Source organism: Paenibacillus oryziterrae (genome assembly GCF_042610485.1).
Classification (GTDB): Bacteria; Bacillota; Bacilli; order Paenibacillales; family Paenibacillaceae; genus Paenibacillus_AQ.
Window position 1 is genome coordinate 97,507 of the sequence record NZ_JBGJZO010000011.1, and the last position, 22,274, is coordinate 119,780.

Genomic DNA, 22,274 nt, shown 5'->3' on the forward strand with positions numbered 1-22,274 from the left:
ATGGACATCAGCGCTTTAGTGTGGACGATCCAGAAGTCCCCTTTTGGACGTAATTGAAATGTTTACGTATTAGCCCCGCCACAGTACCTGCGGAGAGAACGGAATGATTGCGTAGAAGCGAAGCGTTCGCCTTGGTCATCAGATGTACACCTTTGAAAATAATCCAATACATCTGAAGACCACAGCGATCGAAGCAACATTCCGTTATCGGAGCCTCCGCCACCATTATGTAGCTCCTGCCAGCATTCTGATATTTTAGCCTCCGCCAATCGTAAAGCCGTCGATTCATCACTCGTATGGGTGGTGAAAGTTAAGGAAAGAACTAACTCTTAAGCATTCACACATAATGAGGAGGCGCACATATGGCAGACAGAAGGCTGGAGGGGCAAGTAGCTATCGTAACAGGAGGCGGGTCCGGCATCGGAAGAGCTACCGTGCTGGAATTTGCGCGTAATGGAGCCAAGGTAGCTTTGCTGGACCGGACGGTTGAGAATGCAGAGAAGGTTGTCCGGCAGATTCAGCAGGAGGGCGGGGAAGCAATTGTCGTTGAATGTGATATTATCGAACCGCAGCAAGTAGAAGATGCCGTAAAAAAAGTGGTTGAACACTGGGGACATCTGGACATCGTGTTTGCCAACGCTGGTATAAACGGAACGATGGCTCCGATCGAAACCATGGATATTGATGCCTGGAACCAGACGATCCATATTAATCTTCGTGGAACCTTTGCCACCGTCAAATATGCTATTCCATTCCTTAAGGACAAAGGGGGCAGTATACTGATCAACAGCTCCATAAATGGTAACCGCGTGTTTTCGAATATCGGCTTCTCTGCATACAGTACCACTAAAGCCGGACAGGTCGCTTTTATGAAGATGGCTGCCCTTGAGCTTGCTCAATATAAAATCCGGGTGAATGCGATTTGTCCGGGAGCCATTAAGACCCATATTGATGAGAATACGTACCCCTCCGATGATCTGAAGGAAGTTCAAATCAAGGTGGAGTTTCCGGATGGGGGTCAACCGCTTGAGAATGGTCCCGGACGTCCGGATCAGGTGGCCAAGCTGGCGCTGTTTCTGGCCTCTGCCGATTCCGATCATATTACAGGCACAGAGGTGTATTGTGACGGAGCAGAGTCGCTATTGCACGGCTGATTCTTCTAAACTGGGAAGGCCGGTCATAAAATGAAAACGAATAGTTGCAGAAGCAGAAACGGGATCATTCTTTCTTTTTAGAGAGGGTGATGCCGTTTCTTCCAAAATAGAGCTAAAGATTTAGATGATAATCAGGTATACTGAGTATATCTGTGTCGAAAGGAGTGGATGTCGTATTATAGGATTAAATGTGGATATTCATACGGAATCCATTGTAAAGTTGCTCTTGGCCATGCTGTTCGGACTTTTCATCGGGATCGACCGGCAATTAAAGCAAAAACCGCTGGGGATTCGGACCAGTATGGTCATCAGTATCGCAAGCTGTCTCGTGACGCTGGTCTCGATACACGCCTATGATAAGTTCGGAGGAACAGAGCACCCTAATATGGACCCGATGCGTCTGGCGGCACAAATTGTCAGCGGGATCGGATTTTTGGGTGCGGGGGTAATCCTGCGCAGAGGCGGTGACGCGATTTCAGGGCTAACCTCGGCAGCTTTGATCTGGACGGCGTCTGGCATTGGGATAGCCGTGGGTGCGGGCTTCTATGTAGAGGCGATTTATGCTGTGGTGCTGCTGATGTTCGCGGTGAATGTTGTTCCCCACCTGATCAAGGCCATTGGTCCCCAGGTGCTGAATAAGCATGAGGTCTCAGTCAAAATTATTATGGAGGCCAATTACGTTCTGACCGAGGTCATTCAGAAAATCGAGAAACATCCCCAACCCAGCACGAAGAAGAAGGACCGAGGAGTCAGAGTCATCCGCCGGATGAAGATCAAGGATCTGGAGGATGGAAGGCAAATGATCGACATGGTGATCTCTGCGCCGGATAGTGATTATGCCACTGAAATCTATTATGATTGTAAGAAGATCGACCATGTTATGAGCTGCGAAGTGGAGCAATTATAAAATGATTGTTGCTCCTGCACGTAGTTGTGGTAATCTAACTAGTGCAGAGCTATCATCAGATTCTGGAAGGGAGAGTTACAGTTATTATGTCAAATTCAGCCTTTGAAGGACAATATGAAGGGGAAGCGGCAATCTGGCTTAAAGCAGGACCCTATGAGGCAGCCATGCTGCCGGGAATCGGCGGCAACCTGATTTGCTTCCGTGATACCGAAAGCGGTTACCGTTTCCTACACGAACCGGGTGCGGAAGAGATGGAAGCGTTCAGGGCCAATCCAGGGATTCACGGAATTCCGGTATTGTTCCCCCCGAACCGTTATGAAGACGGTAAATTTCCTTGGAATGGACAAACTTATCAGTTCCCGGTGAATGAAGTGGCTACAGGGAACCACTTGCACGGCTTCTTACATACTGCAGCCTGGGAAGTTGAGGATTTCGGCAGCAATGATATTGAAAGCTATGTCACTGTGAAGATCACAGTAGATGAGAATCACTCATCTTATCAATATCTTCCCCACAAATATACAATCAAGCTGCGTTATGCTTTGAGTAATGACGGGTTGTCCCAGCAGCTGCTGGTCCGTAATGACGGCAGTGAATCCATGCCTTGTCTGCTGGCATTCCATACGGCGGTGAATGCACCGTTCGCACCTGATAGCTCCGCCAAGGATTACCGGGTTAAACTGACCATCGGCAATCGCTGGGAGCTGAGTGAACGCATGCTGCCTACCGGAGCCTTCCAAGAACTGCAACCGGAAGAATTACAGCTTCGCGATGAGGGAGTTTATCCTTTCTATGCGGCAATGGATAACCATTATACGGCTGTTGCGCAAAACGGGCGTAACCGCATGGAACTGACAGACAACAAAGCAGGTGTTACACTCGTCTACGATGTAGGCACTTCCTATAAACAGTGGATGATCTGGAACAATTTCGCGACTGAAGGGTTCTTCTGCCCAGAGCCGCAGATTAATCTCGTGAATGCGCCTAATGTTGACCTTCCCGCGGAAGAGATCGGATTATTCAGTCTGCAGCCGGGCGAGTACTGGGAAGAGCGTGCACGTTTTTACGTAAAAAAGTAAAATAACCCCCTAAACCAGTACGTGTAAACGTTAATACTGGTGTAAAAAATGGTCTTGCGGAGAAATCCGCAGGACTTTTTATTGTGCTGATAAGAGGTTTATTTTATAAATCAAAAAGAGTATGATGGGCATTAGTCAAAGAAAGACATACTTCGCTCTATTCCTGAAAGGGGTTTCACAATGAAAAAGTTGTGGCTTGTCTATGTGTTGCTAATCGGAATATTTATTGTGTATGTCATGAATTACAAGCTACAGGCTAAAACTGCCGATCCGTGGGAAACCGTTGGACTCCGGGGCAATATAGAAGATACCTATGTGATGGTCACATTTCAAATCGGTATAGATTACTGGAAAAGCGTACTCAAGGGATTTGAAGACGCTGCAGAAGAACTCAATGTATCCGTAGAATACCATGGCTCCACTCAGCATGATGCGAATGAGCAGATGACGGTGCTGGAACAAGTCATTGCTAAGAAGCCTGCAGGCATTGCTATTTCAGCCGTCAATTCCAAGCTCCTTACGGCAACAATAAACAAGGCGGTTGAGAACGGCATCCCGGTGGTCCTGTTCGACTCTGGAGCTCCAGACAGCAAAGCTTATTCCTTTCTCGGAACTGACAATTATAATGCCGGAGTTGAAGCTGCCCGTACAATGGCTGATCTGACAGGTGGAAGAGGACAAATTGCCATTGTAACGACGCTTGACCAGCACAATCACCAAGAGCGCACCGAAGGCTTTCGCAGAACGATAGAAAGTCAATATCCGGACATGAAAATCGTCGACATAGCAGACGGAAGAGGCGATCAGGTATTTTCCAGACAGGCCGCTGAAGAGATATTGTCCCAGTACCCGCAGCTTGCAGGAATTTTCGCCACAGAATCACGAGGGGGAATTGGTGTTGCCGATGCTGTGAAAGCACATGCTGACAACGGAACAACTCCGCAAATCATCAGCTTTGATACGGACAAGGGTACACTGGACCTCGTAAAGGATGGAACCATTGCTGCCACGATGGCACAAGGGACCAGAAATATGGGGTACTGGTCGCTGATGGAGCTGTTCCAACTGCACCGCGACCTCGCAGACGATCCAGAGGCCTACAAGCATAATGAACCCGTACCTGTTCCTGATACTGTGGATACCGGCATAGATGTGGTGACCCAGGACAATGTGGACAACTACTATGCTAAGTAATTACTGGGTGTGGGGAGAAGAACGATGAAGCGGAAGGATAGAATGACCATGGACAAGCTGAGACTAAATAATCTGCCGATTCGCTACAAGCTTATCATTCATTTTCTGCTTATCAGCATATTGCCTTCTATCGGGCTGGGGCTCCTTATTGGGTGGACGGTCGACCGCATCGTCGAGGAACAGAGTAATGAGAACACGATGCAGCTTATTGGTAAAGTCAATACGACACTAGAGAATGACGTTGAGAACCTGCAAAAAATCACCTATTTATTATCCTTTGATCCCGGAGTTCAGCGATTTCTAAAAGGACAGTTGAGTGAGAAACCTTCAGTCCAAGGCGATGGTTCTACCGGAGAATCAGAAGAATATAACATTCTCAAATTTATGCAAGGTTTCACTACACTCAGTTCAGAGATAGCCGGCATAATGCTTGTGAACAGCCAAGGAGATTATATCAGTAATGAGATGTATACGCGTTCCGGTACCAGAGTAACAGAGGAGGCGTGGTACAAAGATGCCGTGGAGAATAAGGGGATATTCAAAGTCATCGGTCACCCTTACGGACGCTCCGTAATGTCGCATGCAGATTATAAAGAGAGCGAAGTCGTATCGGCGGTTAGGGCGATCATTGACCCGGAGACTCAGGTAGTCCAAGGCGTAGTCCTCGTGGACTTGAAGCTGCGGGTTATCGCAGAGACGGCTAGGGACGTAACGCTGGGAAAAACAGGCTACCTGACGGTAGTCGATAGCGGAGGGGATACGATTTATTCACCGCAGCATCCTTTTATGGACACCATCCCTATGAAACTGTTGACGGAGACTTCAGGAATCACCTCCGATAGGGTGAACGGACGGGATCTGCAGCTGATTTATCGCACATCCCCTTTTACCGGGTGGACCACGCTGGGTGTATTCCCGATGGAGGAATCTGCCTATGGAGTCAGGGAAATCACATTCAATGTGGTTACATTCGTGTTTGTAGTCTGCATGCTGGGTATGACGGCATCTTTTTATTTAGCTTATTCCATCTCACGGCCGATTGGCCAACTGATGTCGTTCATGAGCAAGGCAGAGTCCGGTGACCTGGCGATTCGATATTGGGGGGATCGCTCCGATGAAATCGGGATGCTCGGACGCAGCTTTAACACCATGCTGGCGCAAATTTCACGGCTCCTGTCTTTAACAGAGCTTCAGGAAAGGCAGAAGCGGGAGGCGGAACTACGCAGCTTGCAGGCACATATCAAGCCACACTTCCTCTACAATACACTGGATACAATACATTGGATGGCCCGGAGTAAGGGCGCGGAGGATATTGCGGAAGTTGTGCAGTCTCTTTCCAAGCTGTTCCGGCTTGGCCTGAGTAAAGGCAGTGATATTGTACCTCTGGCAGATGAACTTGAGCATATTAAGAGTTATTTGAGAATCCAGCAGATCCGTTACAGCAGCAAGCTGGCTTACTCTATCAGCGCGGATGCTGAGCTGCAGGAATCGTATGTCCTTAAGCTTTTGCTGCAGCCGATTGTTGAAAATGCGATCTATCACGGGATCAAAGAGCGCAGGGGACCAGGGCACATTTCTATCGATGTTACCGAGAAACAAGGTGACTTATATCTAATCGTTCAAGATAACGGGGCTGGTATGTCGCCTGAAAGGCTGGCTGTATTAACGCGTAAGCTGGCTATGGTGGGACAGAGTCATGATTCCGATGAACACGAACCTATCCCTGTAGAGGGGACGGGTAGCGGCTATGGAATATTGAATGTACAGGCACGTATTCGTCTAACCTATGGAATGGACTATGGACTCCACATTGAGAGTGAGCCAGGAGTTGGTACAACGGTGACGGCTCGCCATCCGCTCATCCGTGATAGCTATAACACGAATTACAAGACATTTGAGTAATGTACATGGAGGTACATGAATATGGAACGCTGGAAGGTAATGATCGCGGATGATGAATTCATTATTCGCGAAGGCATTAAGCAATCCGTCGATTGGGACAGTCTTGGACTTGAAGTGGTTACTGAAGCGGAGGATGGGGAAGAAGCACTGGAGAATGCTCTCCATCACGAAATTCATATTGCTCTTGTGGATCTGAATATGCCTATCATGCATGGGATTGAACTGATGAAGAAACTTCGCGAACAACTTCCTTTCTGTAAAATTATTGTCATTACCGGACACGATGAGTTCACCTATGCCCAGGAATCCATCCGCCTGCAGGTCAACGATTATATCCTGAAGCCTGCCGATCCGGAGCAGCTCATGCAGGTGCTGCGGGGAGTCCGGGATGAACTTGAGAAGGAGAGACAGAAGAGTCTGCATCTGGAACAGGCGTCCAGGCAGATATTAAAGAACTTCCCCCTGTTGCGTGAACGCTTCTGTCAGGAATGGCTGGACGGCAATCTCAGCAGACACGAGATTCAGGAACAGCTTCAGTTTCTCCAACTGCCCCAGGCTCCTCCCGATCTTCTTGGCATTGTACGCTGGCGTTGGGAGGTCCAGAACGCAGCGATGAAGGAGAACGAACGCCAGCTTTTTATGTTTGCCATCGAGAATATTACGATGGAACTGTTGAGTGAATATCCGAAGGTTATTTTCCGTGATATCACCGGTCTTATTATTGTCCTGTTATGGGATCATTCCGCGGAAGCCATTCTTGCCCGGGTCGAGCAGGAGGTGCGCAATAACCTGAAGATTGCAGTAGAGGTGGGTATCCAGCCTGTTGAAGGTGAGATCACGGAGCTGTCCACTTCGTATCGCAAATGCAGGGTAACCTTATCAAGAGAAGTGCCGCTTTCACCGCTGGTCCGTCGTGCCAAACAGTATATGCTGGAACATTTCAGCGAATATGGCTTAACACTGGAATTCATGGCAGGTCATCTGCAGGCTTCACCGGTCTATCTCAGCAGGGTGTTCAAGCAGGAGCTGGGAACTTCTTTTGGTGCGTACCTGACGCAGATCCGGATTCGTAAAGCAGCGCAGCTGTTGAACTCTACCGATCTGAGTGTGAACGAGGTGGCCGAGCAGAGTGGATACGAGACCCAGCACTATTTTAGTACCGCCTTTAAAAAACAGACCGGGGTTTCTCCATTACAGTTCCGAAAAGGTGTAACGCCAGAGGATGGCGGCAGTTAGCATGTAGCACATATACGTGTATATTCACAAACTCGGAGCAGGGATACGTCATTAAAGCGATGACGAAATCACTGCTCTCTTTTTTTGAAAACGCTAACAAAGGTTCGATTTTTATAAAAACAGTAGATTCATTGTAAATACGATAGACCGTCCCCCTTGCTATACTCAACTTGTCAAACGGAGCAAGGCTTCGCTAAGACACAGAATAGTACAGGGGGTAGTGCCGGAATGAAAAAATATTCATGGATCACGTTACTGTTGGCGCTGGTACTTATTTTATCCGCATGTGGCAATAACGGTGGAAACGGGGGTAACAGCGGTTCGGATGGCGGTAAAGGCAAGGTTGGTATTGCGATGCCGACGAAATCCTCGGAACGTTGGGTAAATGACGGCGACAATATGGTCAAGGAATTCGAGAAGCTCGGCTATGACACAGATTTGCAATATGCGGAGGACGTGGTTGAGAACCAAGTTTCCCAGATCGAGAATATGATCACTAAAGGCGTAAAAGCAATTGTAATCGCTTCAATTGACGGTGAGGCACTAACCGATGTACTACAAAAAGCACATGATGCTAACGTTAAAATCATCGCTTACGACCGTCTGATCAAAAAGAGTGAATATGTAGACTATTATGCAACCTTCGATAACTTCAAAGTCGGCGTCCTTCAGGGCTCATACATTGAAGAGAAGCTTGGACTGAAAGACGGCAAAGGACCTTTCAATATCGAATTGTTCGGCGGCTCCCCGGATGACAACAATGCTTACTTCTTCTTTGATGGCGCAATGTCCATTCTGAAGCCTTACATTGATTCCGGCAAGCTGGTGGTGCGCAGCAATCAGACCACTATGGATCAAGTAGCTACACTTCGCTGGGATGGTGCAACTGCTCAAGCCCGTATGGATAACCTGCTTAGCGCTAACTATGCTACTGAGAATTTGGATGCTGTATTATCTCCTTACGATGGCATCAGTATCGGTATACTTTCTTCCCTTAAAGGTATTGGTTACGGCTCAGGAGACAAGAAACTGCCAGTCGTTACCGGTCAAGATGCTGAGCTTGCTTCGGTGAAATCGATTCTAGCTGGCGAACAGACACAAACGGTATTCAAAGATACTCGTGAACTGGCTAAAAAAGCGGTGGAAATGACAGAAAGCGTGCTGAAAGGCGTAGAAGCTGAAGTCAATGATACTAAAACCTATGACAATGGTGTAAAAATCGTTCCTTCCTACCTGCTTGAGCCAGTGTCCGTAGATGCAACCAATGTGGACAAAGTTCTGGTAGATGGCGGCTACTATACGAAAGATCAGCTCGGAGAATAATTCCGGCTCATGAATACCGGATGTTGTTGAATACGGCGGCAGCCTGCACAGGCTGCCAGCCGTCTTCCGTTATTACAGTCACAAGGAAAGCTGGGTGAGAGGCATTGACGGATTACATTTTGGAGATGAAGGCAATAACCAAGACGTTCCCAGGGGTCAAGGCACTGAGCAACGTGAATCTGAAAGTCAAAGAAGGCGAAATTCACGCCCTTTGTGGTGAGAATGGTGCCGGGAAATCCACCTTGATGAAGGTGCTTAGCGGGGTTTATCCTCACGGTACTTATGAAGGAGATATCTTGTTTAAAGGGCAGGTATGTCAGTTCAAGGACATCAAGGATAGCGAAAGCCTGGGGATTGTCATCATTCATCAGGAGCTGGCACTGATTCCGTATTTGTCGATTTCGGAAAATATATTCCTCGGCAATGAGCAGGCAACGCGCGGGGTAATCAACTGGAACGAAACGACGGTGAAGACAAAAGGTTTGCTGGAAACCGTCGGCCTTAAGGAATCGCCGTTAACGCAGGTATCCACCATTGGTGTTGGCAAACAGCAGCTGGTCGAGATCGCTAAAGCACTCTCGAAGGAAGTGAAGCTGCTTATCCTAGACGAACCGACCGCGGCGCTCAACGAGGATGATAGTGAGAATCTGCTTGAGCTTATTCTGGAGCTGAAGAAGCAAGGGATCTCCTCCATTATCATTTCGCATAAATTGAACGAAATCGAGAAGATAGCGGATTCGGTGACGATACTGCGTGACGGACAGACGATCCAAACATTGAACATGAAGGAAGATCAAGTCACTGAGGATATTATTATCAAAGGCATGGTCGGACGTGATTTGACTAACCGTTACCCGGAACGTACCCCACAAATTGGTGAGACGATCTTTGAAGTCCGCAATTGGAATGTCTACCATCCGACGCAGCAGGACCGTAAAATGCTGGATGAAATCAACATGAATATCCGCAAGGGTGAAGTCGTGGGGATCGCCGGTCTCATGGGAGCGGGTCGCACAGAGCTGGCTATGAGTATTTTTGGCAAGTCTTACGGCAAGCGTATCAGCGGACAAGTGTTCATGCATGGCAAGGAAGTACATTTAACCGACATCAATAAGGCCATGGAGCACGGATTGGCTTATGTAACCGAGGACCGGAAGCACTACGGGCTGATTCTGATAGACGATATTAAACGCAATATCACGCTCAGCAGCCTGAAGAAATTATCTAAATACGGAGTAATCAACGAGAATGAAGAGGTGCTGGCAGCCGAGGAATATCGACGGAAGCTGAATATCAAATCGCCGTCCATTCTGCAGAAAACGGTCAATCTCAGCGGAGGTAACCAGCAAAAGGTTGTCCTCAGCAAGTGGATCTACACCGAGCCGGATATTCTCATCCTGGATGAACCGACCCGGGGGATAGATGTGGGTGCTAAATACGAGATTTACTCGATCATCAATCAGCTAGCCTCAGAAGGAAAAGGCGTACTGGTTATCTCCTCAGAGCTGCCGGAAATTATCGGGATGTGTGACCGGATCTACATCATGAACGAAGGCCGGATCAGTGGAGAAGTCGAACGGCAGGATGCAACGCAGGAGACCTTGATGAAATACATGACACGGAGCAGGGGGTAAATACACAATGGGAGCCATTTCTGAGCTTTTTAAGAAAAATATCCGCCAATATGGCATGATTATCGCACTGATTTTTATTTCGATATTCTTTCAGATTCTTACCGACGGCATCTTGCTTAAGCCGCTTAACGTGACCAACTTGATTCTTCAGAACAGCTATATCCTAGTGCTCGCTATCGGGATGGTGCTGGTCATCATCACCGGACACATCGATCTTTCTGTAGGCTCGGTCGCAGCCTTTATAGGTGCTTTGTCAGCAATCATGATGGTTGATATGCAGATGAACCCGGTGGCGGCTGTGATTATCTCCCTCCTGATGGGAGCATTGGTTGGTGCATGGCAGGGCTTCTGGGTCGCATATATCAAAATCCCGGCCTTTATCGTAACACTCGCCGGTATGCTGCTCTTCCGCGGGTTGACGATGATTGTACTGAATGGACAATCCATCGCACCGTTTCCGAAATCTTTTCAAAGGATCAGTTCCGGCTTTATCCCGGATTGGTTTAGCGGAAGTTCACTGCATCTGTTAACGATTGTGATTGGTGTCGTGCTTTCTGCTCTGATTGTGTACCAGGAATTCAGAACCCGCAAAATCCAGAGTAAATATGGATTTGAGCAAGTTTCCGTGTGGTTCTCTGCAGCAAAAGCAGCGGCGCTGGTTATTGTCATAAATGCATTTACTTTTGTACTCGCGCAGTACAACGGGATTCCAAATATCCTTGTGATCCTGCTCGTACTGATTGCCATTTACTCCTTCGTAATGAACCGGATGACTATGGGCCGGCATATCTACGCACTTGGTGGCAATGAGAAGGCGGCCAGCCTCTCCGGTGTTAAAACTAAACGTGTAACCTTCTGGGTATTTGTGAACATGGGCGTACTTGCAGCTTTGTCCGGACTTGTGTTTGCGGCGCGTTTGAACTCAGCAACTCCGAAAGCGGGAACCAACTTTGAACTCGATGCCATTGCCGCTTGCTTTATCGGTGGAGCTTCCGCATCCGGAGGAATCGGGACGGTAATCGGGGCCATTATCGGTGGTCTTGTTATGGGAGTTATGAATAACGGGATGTCGCTGGTTGGACTTGGTGTTGACTGGCAACAAGGGATTAAAGGTCTGGTTCTACTGCTTGCAGTTGGATTCGATATTTACAACAAATCCAAAACTTCTTAATCAGAGATTACTATACTCCAATTCAGCCGCTCTTCGGATAATAACCGGGGAGCGGTATTGTTGTGCTTCCGGAATGTGTTAATATTCAATAATCAGGGTAATTATCACAATAAAGGAGGACCATATGCAGCTTATCGCTATGCTAACCATGCTGATCGACCATATCGGGCTTATCTTTTTCCCGCAGGATATGGTTTGGAGGTATATTGGCAGAATCGCTTTTCCCATCTATTGTTACGGAGTGTTACAGGGACATCTCCATACGTCTTCAAAACCCAAATATTTACTTAGATTACTTCTGATCGCTTTATTGTCACAGATTCCCTATAATCTGGCGATCGATGCCGAAGGGCTTAATGTGGTGTTTACGTTGCTCCTTTCAGCTCTGCTGCTTGTGATTTTAGACAAACTGCCTAAGATGTGGTTTGGTATACCGATTGTCGTTTTGTTTGCAGTACTAATGGATTATTTTCCGGTGGATTACGGAGCGTATGGTCTGTTTCTGGTGTTGATCTTCCGTTATGCCAAAACATACTGGCTTGTGATCGCACATTTCGCACTTAATCTGTTTTATATGTTTTACAGCCATTGGGTGGTGCAAATGTTTAGTCTGCTGCCGACGATGTTCATTGCATTTAGTCCGGTGTTATGGAATAAGCTGGAGTATATTCGTGTCCCGCGCTGGGTATGGAGGCTCTTTTACCCTATGCATCTTTTGGTACTTGCATTAGTAAAAATGTACTATTTTGATCTAAATCCGTTTACAGGCCTTTTACAAATCTTTCCGCTGCTGAGATAATGGTCAGGTGATAAATCACACGAAAAGGAGATAAGCAATGAGAAAATTCAGAGCAAAGACAACATGGTTCGTTCCAATCCTTGCTTTACTTCTGGTACTTGCGGGCTGTCAATCCATTGGCGGTTTGGATGTGAACAAGGCACTGCTTGGCGATCTGGACGTGAAATCGTCTGAATCCAGCACTTCCGTATCCATTAAAGCTGTTCCGGCAGCTGATATCAGTACCGATGATCAGGAGAAAATCGACCTTATTAATTCATTTTCATTAAAGCTTGATCGTGTGAAACTTCAGGAGAATGGTGACATCTCCGCTCAGGGAGCAGTCGTCTTTAAAGAATTAAATGTGCCTTTTAATCTGTTCATGGATAAAGAAGAACTGGTATTTGCAGTTGAAGGGGCGAAGCAGCCATTCTATTATCCGATTGCAGCGTATAGTGATATTCTTGGGGAAGAAACACTTAATACGGCTAAGGCTCAAGAATTGACTAGAATCATAACCCGGTTTGTAGTCAATAACCTGCCGAATCCAGCGAATATTAATGTTACTTCCGTTACCGAATCCGTGTATGGGGAGCAACTTAATCTGACGAAGCTTCATACGGAAGTGACCGGAGATGAGCTTCCGGCACTGCTGAAATCATTCCTGCAATCGGTATCTAAAGACACCGAGGGATTCAAGAAGCTGATCGAAGGATTATACGATTACTTAATGCCGATTATTGAGGCTTCGGGAATCAACGATACGGATAGTCTTGGCCTGGGACTTGGAGAACTTCCGCTCGATGATAAAGAAGGCGTTGTTACAGTCATGCATGATGCGGCTAAGCTGGCTGTAGACGCTGTACTGCTCATGTATGATAAACAGCTTGCTGACATGTATGAATCCACTCCGGAACTTAAAACAGTGTTAAGTAAAGATACCAAGCTACAGATGGATATCTTCGTCGATAGCGGTCTTCATGTCCGTAAGCAGAATCTTGATCTTCATGTGGCTCTGCCTGCCACCGAGGATCTTCCTCTGCAAAGTATTTCGCTTGCAGTACAAACTGAAACCTGGAATGTGAACGGCGTTGTTACCGCTGATGCCATCAGTACGGATGACGCACTTGATGTTTCGGCACGCGAACTGACTCCAGGAGAGCTGCTCAGAAACTTTAATGCGGATTCCGCTGCTTTTAAACTGTTAAAGGATGAGCTGGGCATCACGAAACGAACTTTGGTTATTGAACCGGATGATGAATATTACTACCCGATTACGGTTGGAAATACAACAATGGTTCCGCTTCGGTATGTAGCCGAGGATTTGGATGCAACCGTGGAGTGGAATGAGTCTGCGCGTGCAATCATTGTAACGGATGATATAGATGGAACAAAGGTACAATTCCAGATTGGTTCCAACATTGTCTATGTCGACGGAGTCAAGAAGAAGATGGATCAAGCCGTCTTCGTAGATGAATACGGAGATGCCAATGTACCGTTGCGAATTCTTGTGCAATCTTTGCACGGATCTTTAACTAAAGACAGTGACGGCTGGATTTATATCACCCGTCCATAAAATCGGATGTTATTTAAGAAGCCAGGCTCCTACCGCTGATAGCGGCAAGAGCCTGGCTTCTTTGTTATGTGTAATAAGTTTAAGCTGGTTTATCGGGGAGTCAACACCATCCGAAGTGAGGTGTTATCCGGTTCTTTGGGATCCGTCATGGTCTTCATATATCCGGGTATGAAGCCATCGGTTACCTGTGCCCATAGCTGATAGCCGGGAGTAGCTTTCAGATCGGCTGCCCGGTTCCCTGCAGTCCCTGCAAAGTAGCGGACATTGAGCGTGGACATCGCCTGAGACATCAACTGCTTCTGTTCTTCCGTAAAGCTGCTGTCCTTCAGGCTATTATAGGCCTTGTTGTAAGAACCTTCACCAAAACTCGCCTCTGCATAAGCTTTAAAGCCGGTAAGGTTGGGGTCAGAGATATGTTCGGATTTTGCCCAGGCTTCCACATCTATTGGCATCGTGTTGTAGGTTAACTGATGTGTACGAGGATCGTAAGTCATAGCCCCATACTGGTGAGGATTGACGGCGAACGCGCTGGTGGCGATATCATAGACTGGCATCTGCGAATCCGTCGTTGCGTTTGAATCAGGTTCGGGATTTACGCGGATATCCTGCATATGAATATGACCGCTAAGAACCAGATTCAGCCCATTGCTCCGGAAGTTGCTCAGAGTTTCTTTGCTATTATTAAGCTTAAAGCCAGAAATAGGCAGACTAGTATGATTAAGCAGATTATGGTGCATTACAGTGATGATAGAGGCATGTTCTGCAGCTGCGGATTGCACACACTCGTCGATCCATTGTAGTGTAGAAGCGCCAATCTGTCCGTCTGTCTGAGGGAAGCCGTATTTCTGATTATTATGATACTGACTGCTGTCAATCATCAGCAGCCATAAGCCGGGGGCAGCTCGAACGGCATAGCTGAGGCTTTTGTCATCACGGGATAAAGCTTCTTCAAAGCCAAATGAATGATACATCTCTGTAAAATCCTTGTCAGTGATACTATCTGTGACAATCTGCTTATCACCCCGGAGTTCTCTTGCCCATGGGTTAAAGAGATCGTGATTTCCTGGAATGACATAAACAGAGGTTCCTGATTTCTCAATCCGCTTCAATTTCTTGGTAAGTTCTTCGTGACTAGCACGTTCACCATTGTTGGTTAAATCACCGCTAAGTATGATAAAAGAGGGCTTAAGTCTCTCTATATCGTATACAAATGCTTCTGTGATTTCATCGATATAAGGAAGCTGTTTGCCGTCACCACTGGACACATAGGTTTGAAAGGCTTGTCCATGATCATGCAGGCTCGGGGCCAAATAGTGTGTGTCAGTTGCAACCCAGAAAGAGACTGGTTTGTTAGCTTGGATGGCAACAGTTGAGCTGGAATCGTTAGTATCTTCACATCCGGAGAGAGCCAAGGCGCCTATGATTACAAACAGAAGTAGACCTGAAGCAGCTTTTCTTGTACAGGACAGGAGGGAAGTCGTTGATTTTGCCATTCTTAATTCCTGCTTTCAATAATATATTTGCTGATTAATTGTAGCGTATCTGGTGAATTAAGTATACCGGGTATAATTCATGTGTATTGAGCAACAATAATCCTTGGAGTGCAAATTATATCCGAGTAAAAAAGTTGTATTTAGAGTTGCATTCAAGGATAAAAAGTATTAAGATATAAAAAGTAAAGTAACTAATTAAACGGAGGTTATTATTCATGGCGAAAAGTTTCTTTGATGCGGTAAAATCCCGGCGTTCCATTTATGCGATAAGCAAGCAATCCCCGATTTCTGATAGCCAAATTCAGGAGATTGTAGAAGAGGCGGTGCTTCACAGCCCGACTTCCTTTAACTCACAAACTTCCCGGGCAGTTGTCCTATTTGCAGAGAATCACGATAAGCTATGGGAAATTACTAAGGATACCCTTCGTAAAATTGTACCTGCCGATCAGTTCGAAGGCACTGCGCAGAAGCTAGATTCCTTCAAAAGCGGATATGGAACCGTATTGTTCTTCGAAGATCAAGCGGGTGTGAAACAGCTCCAGGAAAATTTCGCGTTGTATGCAGACAATTTCCCGATCTGGTCCAATCAGTCTTCCGGTATCCTGCAATTTATTGTTTGGACAGCATTTGCTGATGCCGGTCTGGGTGCTTCACTGCAGCACTATAATCCTCTAATCGATGACGAAGTGAAACAAAGTTTTGGAATTGCGGCAGAGTGGAAGCTGATCGCTCAGATGCCGTTTGGTGCAATTGAAGCGGCTCCGGGTCCAAAGGAATACAAACCTATTGAAGAGCGCGTAAAAGTACTTAGTTAATGTGAAAGGGCTGATCCCAGGTGATAACCTGCAGGAGCAGCCCTTTTTGATATGTTTAATTATTCTTACGATAAGCAAATCAGAAAGAAAGGTCACTAAGCACGAAAAAAAAACGGACCTGGCAAGGATTACTCCTTACCAGGTCCGTTTAAGATTAGTGATTATTCAGCAGCCGGAGCTTCTGTTGCAGTAGCTTCTACTGGTTCTAGTGTGTTTGTGATTTTAGCTTTGGCAGTTGTGTCATTCATCCAAGTTTCGGACATTTCAGAGACTTTTTGAGTAACAAGAAGCTTCCGAATTTCCTCTTTCTTTTCTTCTAAAGTTGACGTGTGGGCATCCTTATGGTCAGTAACCTTAATAATATGGTAACCATATTCAGTTTTAACTGGCTCACTTGTTTCGCCAACCTTCAGTTTAAAGGCAGCATCTGAGAATTCGGCAACCATATCACCACGTTTGAAGAAATCAAGGTCACCGCCTTTGTCCTTGGAGCCCGTGTCACCGGATTTCTCTTTAGCCAATGCTGCGAAGTCTGCGCCTTCCTTAAGTTGTTTCTCAATAGCATCAGCTTGTTCTTTAGTTTCTACAAGGATGTGGGACGCACGCACTTGCTCTTCTGTATCATAACTAGCTTTATTAGCATCGTAGTAGGTTTTGATATCTTCATCAGTAACCTTCACCTGAGGTTCAAGGATTTTACGCAGTTGAACTTGGATCGGCATTTGCTTTCTAAGATCATCAATAGTCATGTTGCTCTGTTGCAGTGCAGAGTTTAGACCTTCTTCACCACCGAATTGAGTCTTGAGTTCTTCAATCTCTTTATCGATATCAGCATCTGTAATTTCAGCAATGTTGGCTTTTTTGGCTTCTTGATCCACTAATTCTGTAGTGATCATGGACTGAAGTGTAGTCTTGCCGCCAGCTTCAACGAGCTTGTCATACAGTTGGTCTTTGGTTATGGATGTTCCATTCACGGTAGCTACTGCGGTACCGCCGTCAGAATTCTGGAAAGGCGGTTTGATCAGCACGACAATTAGGGCTGCAGCCAGAACGATGGAAGCAATCATCCAGCCTTTGGAGGATTTCGGGGAAACAGCTGCAGCAGCAGGGATTTCTCCGAGTTTACTCATTACAGGTACATCTTCTTCTATACTCTCTTCAGAAACGGTTTCTTCCGAAATAACAGTTTCTTCAGTCGCCGGGCTGTTGTCTTCCGTAACGGAATCATCAATTACCGGGATAGATTCCTCTGAGAGAGGGCTTTCATTAACGGTTTCGGAAGTGTTCTCTTCCTCGATACCGCCGTTTTCTACGTGTTCATTTTCATTAAAATCTTTTTTGTCCATTAGTAAAATTGACTCCCTTCAATATAGGTGATGCCTGTCTTTATACAACTTTAGCAGAAATTCGCATCTCAAACCTTAAGAAAGCATAAAAAAGCGCTTTTTCTTTTTAAGTTTATATTAAGAAAGGCGTAGAACATAGACAAAAGCTGGTTACATATCAAAAAAGCCCGATGCGCATGGTCCCCCATGTACATCCGGCTTTTTGAATGCGGGCTTATCCACTTGGGTCTTAAGAGCTGATTCGCGCTCTCAGCAACTGACGGATGTTCTCCTGTTTCCGTCTCGGAACACGTACCTGCTTCGCAAACAGGCCCATTTCACCGAAATAGATGCAGTCATCCTCAATGGCACTGATTTTGTTCAGATTGACATAGCAGTCGCCTTGCACATGATAGTAGCTTGAATTAGACAATAAACGATTCAGTTGTTCGGCAGACAATCTCTTTTTAATGTTATAGTTTCTGCCGTGAAAAATGACCAGATCATGGTCTCCGACCCTAAAGAACAGAATGTCCGTTTCAACCTCGAAGTCCTCATAAACATTTTTGGCTTCCAGTAGGATGCTACTCATTCATGTTCCCCCTTTTAGGAAATAAGATTAATGTTAGCGCTTTCATCATAACACAGACTTTAATCGTTGGAAAGCCTTATTTTTAAAATATTTTATGACATTTTTTTCATTGGATTTGTCATGGACGCTTAAAAAATGTAAATTATATTAATGACATCATGTTAAATATACAGAAATGGGTAACATATTGGAGGAGGAGCACGGAAATGAACGGACACACCAAATTGTTATTGTTCACAGGATCGTATTCATCTGCAGGTGACAGCGGCGTACAAGTTTTTGAGTTCAACGGACAAGAAGGAGGCACACTTCGCCTGCTTCATGAGATAAGTGGAATTACAAATCCGACATTTCTAAATGTGGATCCGGCAGGAAACCGTTTATATGCCATAGGGGAGATCCCGAATGGGCAGGGTGGTAAAGAAGGGGAGGTTGCCGCGTATGCGATTGATAATACTACCGGTAGATTAACCGAGCTTACCCGCACAACAACAATGCCGGCTTTGGGCTCAAGCCAAACTACCACGTGCCACGTTTCCCGTGATTTGAACAATCAATATCTGGTTGTATGCAGTTATCATGGGGGCATGATTGGTCTGATATCGTTAGATGGGGAGGGTAAACCGCAACGTTTATGCGACACGGTTGTTCATTCCGGCCACGGAGCTCATCCAGAACGCCAAGACCGCCCGCATCCACATTCCGCGATTTTTAGTCCCGATGGGCGTTTTGTATGGGTCTCGGATCTTGGCCTTGATGTGATTAGAGGCTATAGCATCAACCGTGAAAAGGATACTCTTGAGCTTCATGCTGAGACTGCTATGCACCCGGGTGCAGGACCCCGGCATCTGGCTTTTCATCCGGATGGTAATTCGGCGTACGTAATTAATGAAGTGGATTCCACTATTACTTCATTTACCTACGATCAAGAGGGTGGTACTCTGCAGCCAGTGATGACAACCAGTACTTTACCAGCTGGTTTCTCCGGAGAGAATACATGTGCGGAAATTGCGCTATCACCGGACGGGCGTTTCTTATACGGATCTAACCGAGGCGCAGACAATATAGTTATATATGAAGTTGATGCCGCTTCCGGGCATTTTACGCTTGTGGAACATGTATCTACCCAGGGAGGACATCCCCGCCATTTCACGATTACACCAGAGGGTGCTTACTTAATCGCCGCTAACCGTGACGGAAATAATCTGGTTGTATTCGCTCGGGATCAGGATACAGGCATGCTCACTTTTACAGGAAATACTGCGAAATTATCCAAACCGGTATGCGTTAAGCCGGCGTTATTCTAGAAATCAAAGAACACCGGGTATAATATACCCGGTGCTCACTTTACTTAACAGATGTAGAACAAACATTACTTGAGTGATACTGGTTTAAGCGGAACAATGGTGGAAACCGCTGATTTAAACAGGACACTTTGCCTTCCGTCACCTTGACCTTGAAGCGTAATAGTAAAAGAATCATATGAGGTGACAAGCCCTTGCATTTTGACGCCGTTCGTTGTAAATATCGTTACGGGCATCTTGGTTGAAATGAACTGGTTCAGCAAGCGTTCCTGAAGCTTGAGACTTTCCACTTGGCAGCACTCCATCCCTGAATAGGTTTCTATGTACAAGTATAACACGGGATAGACCCTGTCTGGAAATCAGATATATATCATTGGATCATACACCGGGGGACACATGCGAAAAATGGACGGAAAATATAGAGAAATTATACTCTTCATTCTCTTTACATTGATATTTGGATGCATTTCTATACTTGTTGTGTTTAATAAAACAGCTTCTTTTGACAGCCGTATTATCCACATGGTTCAGTCGGTGGAATCACCGTTTCTTACTTCTTTGGCTAGAGGATTATCTCTGGTCGGATCATCATCACTTGCGATAGGACTTTCGCTGTTGATTATGCTGCTGCTCTATTTACTGCTTAAGCATAGAGTGGAGCTGCTCCTATTTCTTTGGGTAGGTGTCGGCTCCCATCTGCTCAACACGCTGCTGAAGCTGCGTTTCCACAGAGAACGTCCCAATATACACCGCATAATTGAAGAGGTGGGATACAGCTTCCCCAGCGGCCATTCCATGGCGGCGTTCTCCTTATATGGCGTAGTTACCTTTTTATTATGGCGGCATATTAGCACTAAATTCTGGCGTCTATTGTTAATTGGTGGAGCAGTGTTGGTAACAAGTGGTATCGGATGGAGCCGGATTTATCTTGGTGTACATTACCCAAGTGATGTCATCGGTGGCTATGCGGCAAGCTGTGCCTGGCTGATGCTCTCGATTGCAATATTCCGCTTATTTCGGGCAAAGGATAAAATACCCTCCTGAATATTTCAGGAAGGTATCCGAATGCTTGTTATTTACCCATATTGTGTATTTTGAGCTTCAGTATTACTGGGAGCTGCTCCTTTAGCTTAGCAGCCTCTACGCTGGTAAGACGTCCTTCAGCTACAGCCTGATCGAGATGCTTGCCTGCGGATTCAGACAGCTTTTGCACATACTGTTCTTCTGTCCAGCCTTTTTTCTCCATAGCAAGCTCAGGAAGCGTCTTTCCTGCCTTTAGGCTGTCCCGGAGCGAGGAACATTCCATTTCAAGCAGCTTTGAGGTCTCCTTCAGGATAAAATGCCCTCCCGCATGGAACTTCCCGTCATTTCCGTGATGATGACCATGAATGTCATAGGCAGCATGGTGTCCCGGATCCGCGGAAGGTGAAGGGGACGGGGCTGCTGTCTCAGCTCCGGCAATTCCGGTAAGAGCTGCGGGTGAGAAACCTAGTAAGACGGCTGCCGCAACGGCTAGCAGGATGTGATGCTTGTTACGCATTGTTACACCTCCTCTACAGGCGGATTTGAATGGTTCCATAACAGTATTCCCAAAAAAGCCGAATACAGGCTATAAAACCAGCGAAAATGAATTATACACTTAGATCGTACTCGTGAATTCACGACAGGGGGGATGATTTTGGCTTTTGGCGCCCGAATTCTCAAGACAGGATTAGCTGTAACACTGGCATTATACATTTCACAACTACTGGAGTTTCCATCGCCGGTTGGAGCTGCGATTGCAGCGATTTTTGCGATGCAGCCGTCTATCTACCGGTCATGGCGGTATTTTCTCGACCAGATTCAGACCAGCACGATTGGTGCCGTTATTGCCCTCTTAGGTGGAATGTTATTATCGAACGAGCCGATTGCCGTCGGACTGGTATGCATACTGGTAATCATGATCAGCATGAAAATGAACCGTGGGGATACTATAGGGTTGACATTGGTCACTGTAATATCAGTCATGGAAGCCTCTGGGCAGTGGGAATTTGCGTTGGAGCGATTTCTTCTAACGATTACAGGAATATTTGCGGCTTTTTTGATTAATATTATTGTCTTTCCGCCCAAGCCCAGGGAACAATATATCCAGCAGATCGAAACGGTATTTACAAGCTTGTCCCTGCTGCTGCGGACGGCTGTATCGCATGAGATGAAGGAAAGTGTGTTTCGTGATGAAAAGAATGCGCTGGAGGGCTCGATCAAGGCGCTGGAGGATAAATACAGCCTGTTCGAGGAGGAGCAAAAGAAGCTTCGAAGGGCGAAGTATAGCCAGACCAGACAAATGGTTGTATATAAAAATCTGCTCTCATCCCTTCAGAAAGGATATCAGGTGCTGGATGCGGTGGACCGTCACTATTTTCAGGCGGAGCGCACGGAGGAGACGGATCTCTTGTTTGACCGGCATCTGGAGCAACTGATTAAATATCATGAGCATATTCTGCTGAAATTCGAAGATAAACTTAAACCTGGTGTCTCGGATACCGATCCTCTTGGGGAGGATAACGACAAATTCCTGGAAACGGCGATTGTTCACTACAACGCGGAAAAGACAGGACAGCTTCGATTATCAATTGTTGCTGCAGCGATTTATGACTATGGCTATCAATTAGAGAGGCTTGACCGGGTGGCGGAGCAGATCAACAGAAACCCGGAGGAGAAGGAATAGTATTTTTACGGGCCGAATGTGTTATACATATGTAAACGACATGAAGAAAAAAGGGTGAGATCTCAGCCTTTTAAAGGGGATGAA

At 46.3% G+C, this 22,274-nt stretch carries 20 protein-coding genes; 15 read left to right on the forward strand and 5 right to left on the reverse strand.

The window, feature by feature from the left end; translation table 11 throughout:
* The first annotated feature begins 362 nt into the window (after positions 1 to 362).
* The 11 genes from ACAN55_RS13750 to ACAN55_RS13800 all read left to right on the forward strand — a co-directional run bounded on the left by ACAN55_RS13750 (position 363) and on the right by ACAN55_RS13800 (position 13,954).
* The gene (locus tag ACAN55_RS13750; protein ID WP_379133529.1) at positions 363 to 1,154 is read left to right on the forward strand and encodes an SDR family oxidoreductase; all 792 of its coding nucleotides are present in this window, start codon (positions 363 to 365) and stop codon (positions 1,152 to 1,154) included.
* 232 nt (positions 1,155 to 1,386) lie between these two features.
* Positions 1,387 to 2,061: an MgtC/SapB family protein gene (locus ACAN55_RS13755; RefSeq protein ID WP_379133698.1), complete on the forward strand. Its 675-nt coding sequence runs from the start codon at positions 1,387 to 1,389 to the stop codon at positions 2,059 to 2,061.
* 86 nt (positions 2,062 to 2,147) lie between these two features.
* Positions 2,148 to 3,140, forward strand: a complete 993-nt coding sequence (locus tag ACAN55_RS13760; RefSeq protein ID WP_379133532.1) for an aldose 1-epimerase — start codon at positions 2,148 to 2,150, stop codon at positions 3,138 to 3,140.
* Between the two features lie 180 nt (positions 3,141 to 3,320).
* Complete coding sequence (locus tag ACAN55_RS13765) at positions 3,321 to 4,334, forward strand: substrate-binding domain-containing protein (protein ID WP_379133535.1); 1,014 nt, start codon at positions 3,321 to 3,323, stop codon at positions 4,332 to 4,334.
* Between the two features lie 24 nt (positions 4,335 to 4,358).
* Complete coding sequence (locus tag ACAN55_RS13770) at positions 4,359 to 6,236, forward strand: cache domain-containing sensor histidine kinase (protein ID WP_379133538.1); 1,878 nt, start codon at positions 4,359 to 4,361, stop codon at positions 6,234 to 6,236.
* Positions 6,237 to 6,257: 21 nt separating this feature from the next.
* Positions 6,258 to 7,472: a response regulator gene (locus ACAN55_RS13775; RefSeq protein ID WP_379133541.1), complete on the forward strand. Its 1,215-nt coding sequence runs from the start codon at positions 6,258 to 6,260 to the stop codon at positions 7,470 to 7,472.
* 228 nt (positions 7,473 to 7,700) lie between these two features.
* Positions 7,701 to 8,795: a multiple monosaccharide ABC transporter substrate-binding protein gene (gene chvE, locus ACAN55_RS13780; RefSeq protein ID WP_379133544.1), complete on the forward strand. Its 1,095-nt coding sequence runs from the start codon at positions 7,701 to 7,703 to the stop codon at positions 8,793 to 8,795.
* A gap of 104 nt (positions 8,796 to 8,899) precedes the next feature.
* A complete protein-coding gene (gene mmsA, locus ACAN55_RS13785) occupies positions 8,900 to 10,429 on the forward strand; it encodes a multiple monosaccharide ABC transporter ATP-binding protein (protein ID WP_379133547.1) in 1,530 nt (509 codons plus the stop codon).
* Between the two features lie 7 nt (positions 10,430 to 10,436).
* The gene (gene mmsB, locus ACAN55_RS13790; protein ID WP_379133550.1) at positions 10,437 to 11,600 is read left to right on the forward strand and encodes a multiple monosaccharide ABC transporter permease; all 1,164 of its coding nucleotides are present in this window, start codon (positions 10,437 to 10,439) and stop codon (positions 11,598 to 11,600) included.
* A gap of 124 nt (positions 11,601 to 11,724) precedes the next feature.
* Entirely contained in the window at positions 11,725 to 12,399 is a 675-nt protein-coding gene (locus ACAN55_RS13795; protein WP_379133553.1) for a TraX family protein, read from the forward strand.
* A gap of 37 nt (positions 12,400 to 12,436) precedes the next feature.
* Entirely contained in the window at positions 12,437 to 13,954 is a 1,518-nt protein-coding gene (locus ACAN55_RS13800) for a copper amine oxidase N-terminal domain-containing protein (RefSeq protein WP_379133555.1), read from the forward strand.
* An 89-nt stretch (positions 13,955 to 14,043) separates the two neighbouring features.
* Here ACAN55_RS13800 and ACAN55_RS13805 read toward each other — a convergent pair whose 3' ends face one another.
* Positions 14,044 to 15,447, reverse strand: a complete 1,404-nt coding sequence (locus ACAN55_RS13805) for a metallophosphoesterase (RefSeq protein ID WP_379133558.1) — start codon at positions 15,445 to 15,447, stop codon at positions 14,044 to 14,046.
* Positions 15,448 to 15,662: 215 nt separating this feature from the next.
* Here ACAN55_RS13805 and ACAN55_RS13810 point away from each other — a divergent pair, with 215 nt between their 5' ends.
* Complete coding sequence (locus ACAN55_RS13810; RefSeq protein WP_379133561.1) at positions 15,663 to 16,262, forward strand: nitroreductase family protein; 600 nt, start codon at positions 15,663 to 15,665, stop codon at positions 16,260 to 16,262.
* Between the two features lie 161 nt (positions 16,263 to 16,423).
* Here the strand turns inward: ACAN55_RS13810 and ACAN55_RS13815 are convergent, their stop codons facing one another.
* Both ACAN55_RS13815 and ACAN55_RS13820 read right to left on the reverse strand, forming a co-directional pair.
* A complete protein-coding gene (locus ACAN55_RS13815; RefSeq protein ID WP_379133563.1) occupies positions 16,424 to 17,608 on the reverse strand; it encodes a foldase protein PrsA in 1,185 nt (394 codons plus the stop codon).
* Between the two features lie 229 nt (positions 17,609 to 17,837).
* On the reverse strand, positions 17,838 to 18,179 hold the full coding sequence (locus ACAN55_RS13820; RefSeq protein WP_379133565.1) for a LytTR family transcriptional regulator DNA-binding domain-containing protein: 342 nt from the start codon (positions 18,177 to 18,179) through the stop codon (positions 17,838 to 17,840).
* A 206-nt stretch (positions 18,180 to 18,385) separates the two neighbouring features.
* Here ACAN55_RS13820 and ACAN55_RS13825 point away from each other — a divergent pair, with 206 nt between their 5' ends.
* Positions 18,386 to 19,486 carry a lactonase family protein gene (locus tag ACAN55_RS13825; protein ID WP_379133568.1) on the forward strand — a complete coding sequence of 367 codons (1,101 nt, stop codon included), beginning with the start codon at positions 18,386 to 18,388 and terminating at the stop codon, positions 19,484 to 19,486.
* A 65-nt stretch (positions 19,487 to 19,551) separates the two neighbouring features.
* Here ACAN55_RS13825 and hfq read toward each other — a convergent pair whose 3' ends face one another.
* Positions 19,552 to 19,773, reverse strand: coding sequence for an RNA chaperone Hfq (gene hfq, locus ACAN55_RS13830; protein ID WP_379133571.1), 222 nt, complete (start codon positions 19,771 to 19,773; stop codon positions 19,552 to 19,554).
* 190 nt (positions 19,774 to 19,963) lie between these two features.
* On the opposite strand from hfq, the gene ACAN55_RS13835 reads away from it, so the two are divergent.
* Positions 19,964 to 20,527, forward strand: a complete 564-nt coding sequence (locus tag ACAN55_RS13835; RefSeq protein ID WP_379133574.1) for a phosphatase PAP2 family protein — start codon at positions 19,964 to 19,966, stop codon at positions 20,525 to 20,527.
* A gap of 28 nt (positions 20,528 to 20,555) precedes the next feature.
* On the opposite strand, the gene ACAN55_RS13840 is transcribed toward ACAN55_RS13835, so the two are convergent.
* Positions 20,556 to 21,023 carry a hypothetical protein gene (locus ACAN55_RS13840; protein ID WP_379133576.1) on the reverse strand — a complete coding sequence of 156 codons (468 nt, stop codon included), beginning with the start codon at positions 21,021 to 21,023 and terminating at the stop codon, positions 20,556 to 20,558.
* A gap of 138 nt (positions 21,024 to 21,161) precedes the next feature.
* Here ACAN55_RS13840 and ACAN55_RS13845 point away from each other — a divergent pair, with 138 nt between their 5' ends.
* Positions 21,162 to 22,190 carry an aromatic acid exporter family protein gene (locus tag ACAN55_RS13845; protein WP_379133578.1) on the forward strand — a complete coding sequence of 343 codons (1,029 nt, stop codon included), beginning with the start codon at positions 21,162 to 21,164 and terminating at the stop codon, positions 22,188 to 22,190.
* Positions 22,191 to 22,274 lie beyond the last annotated feature (84 nt).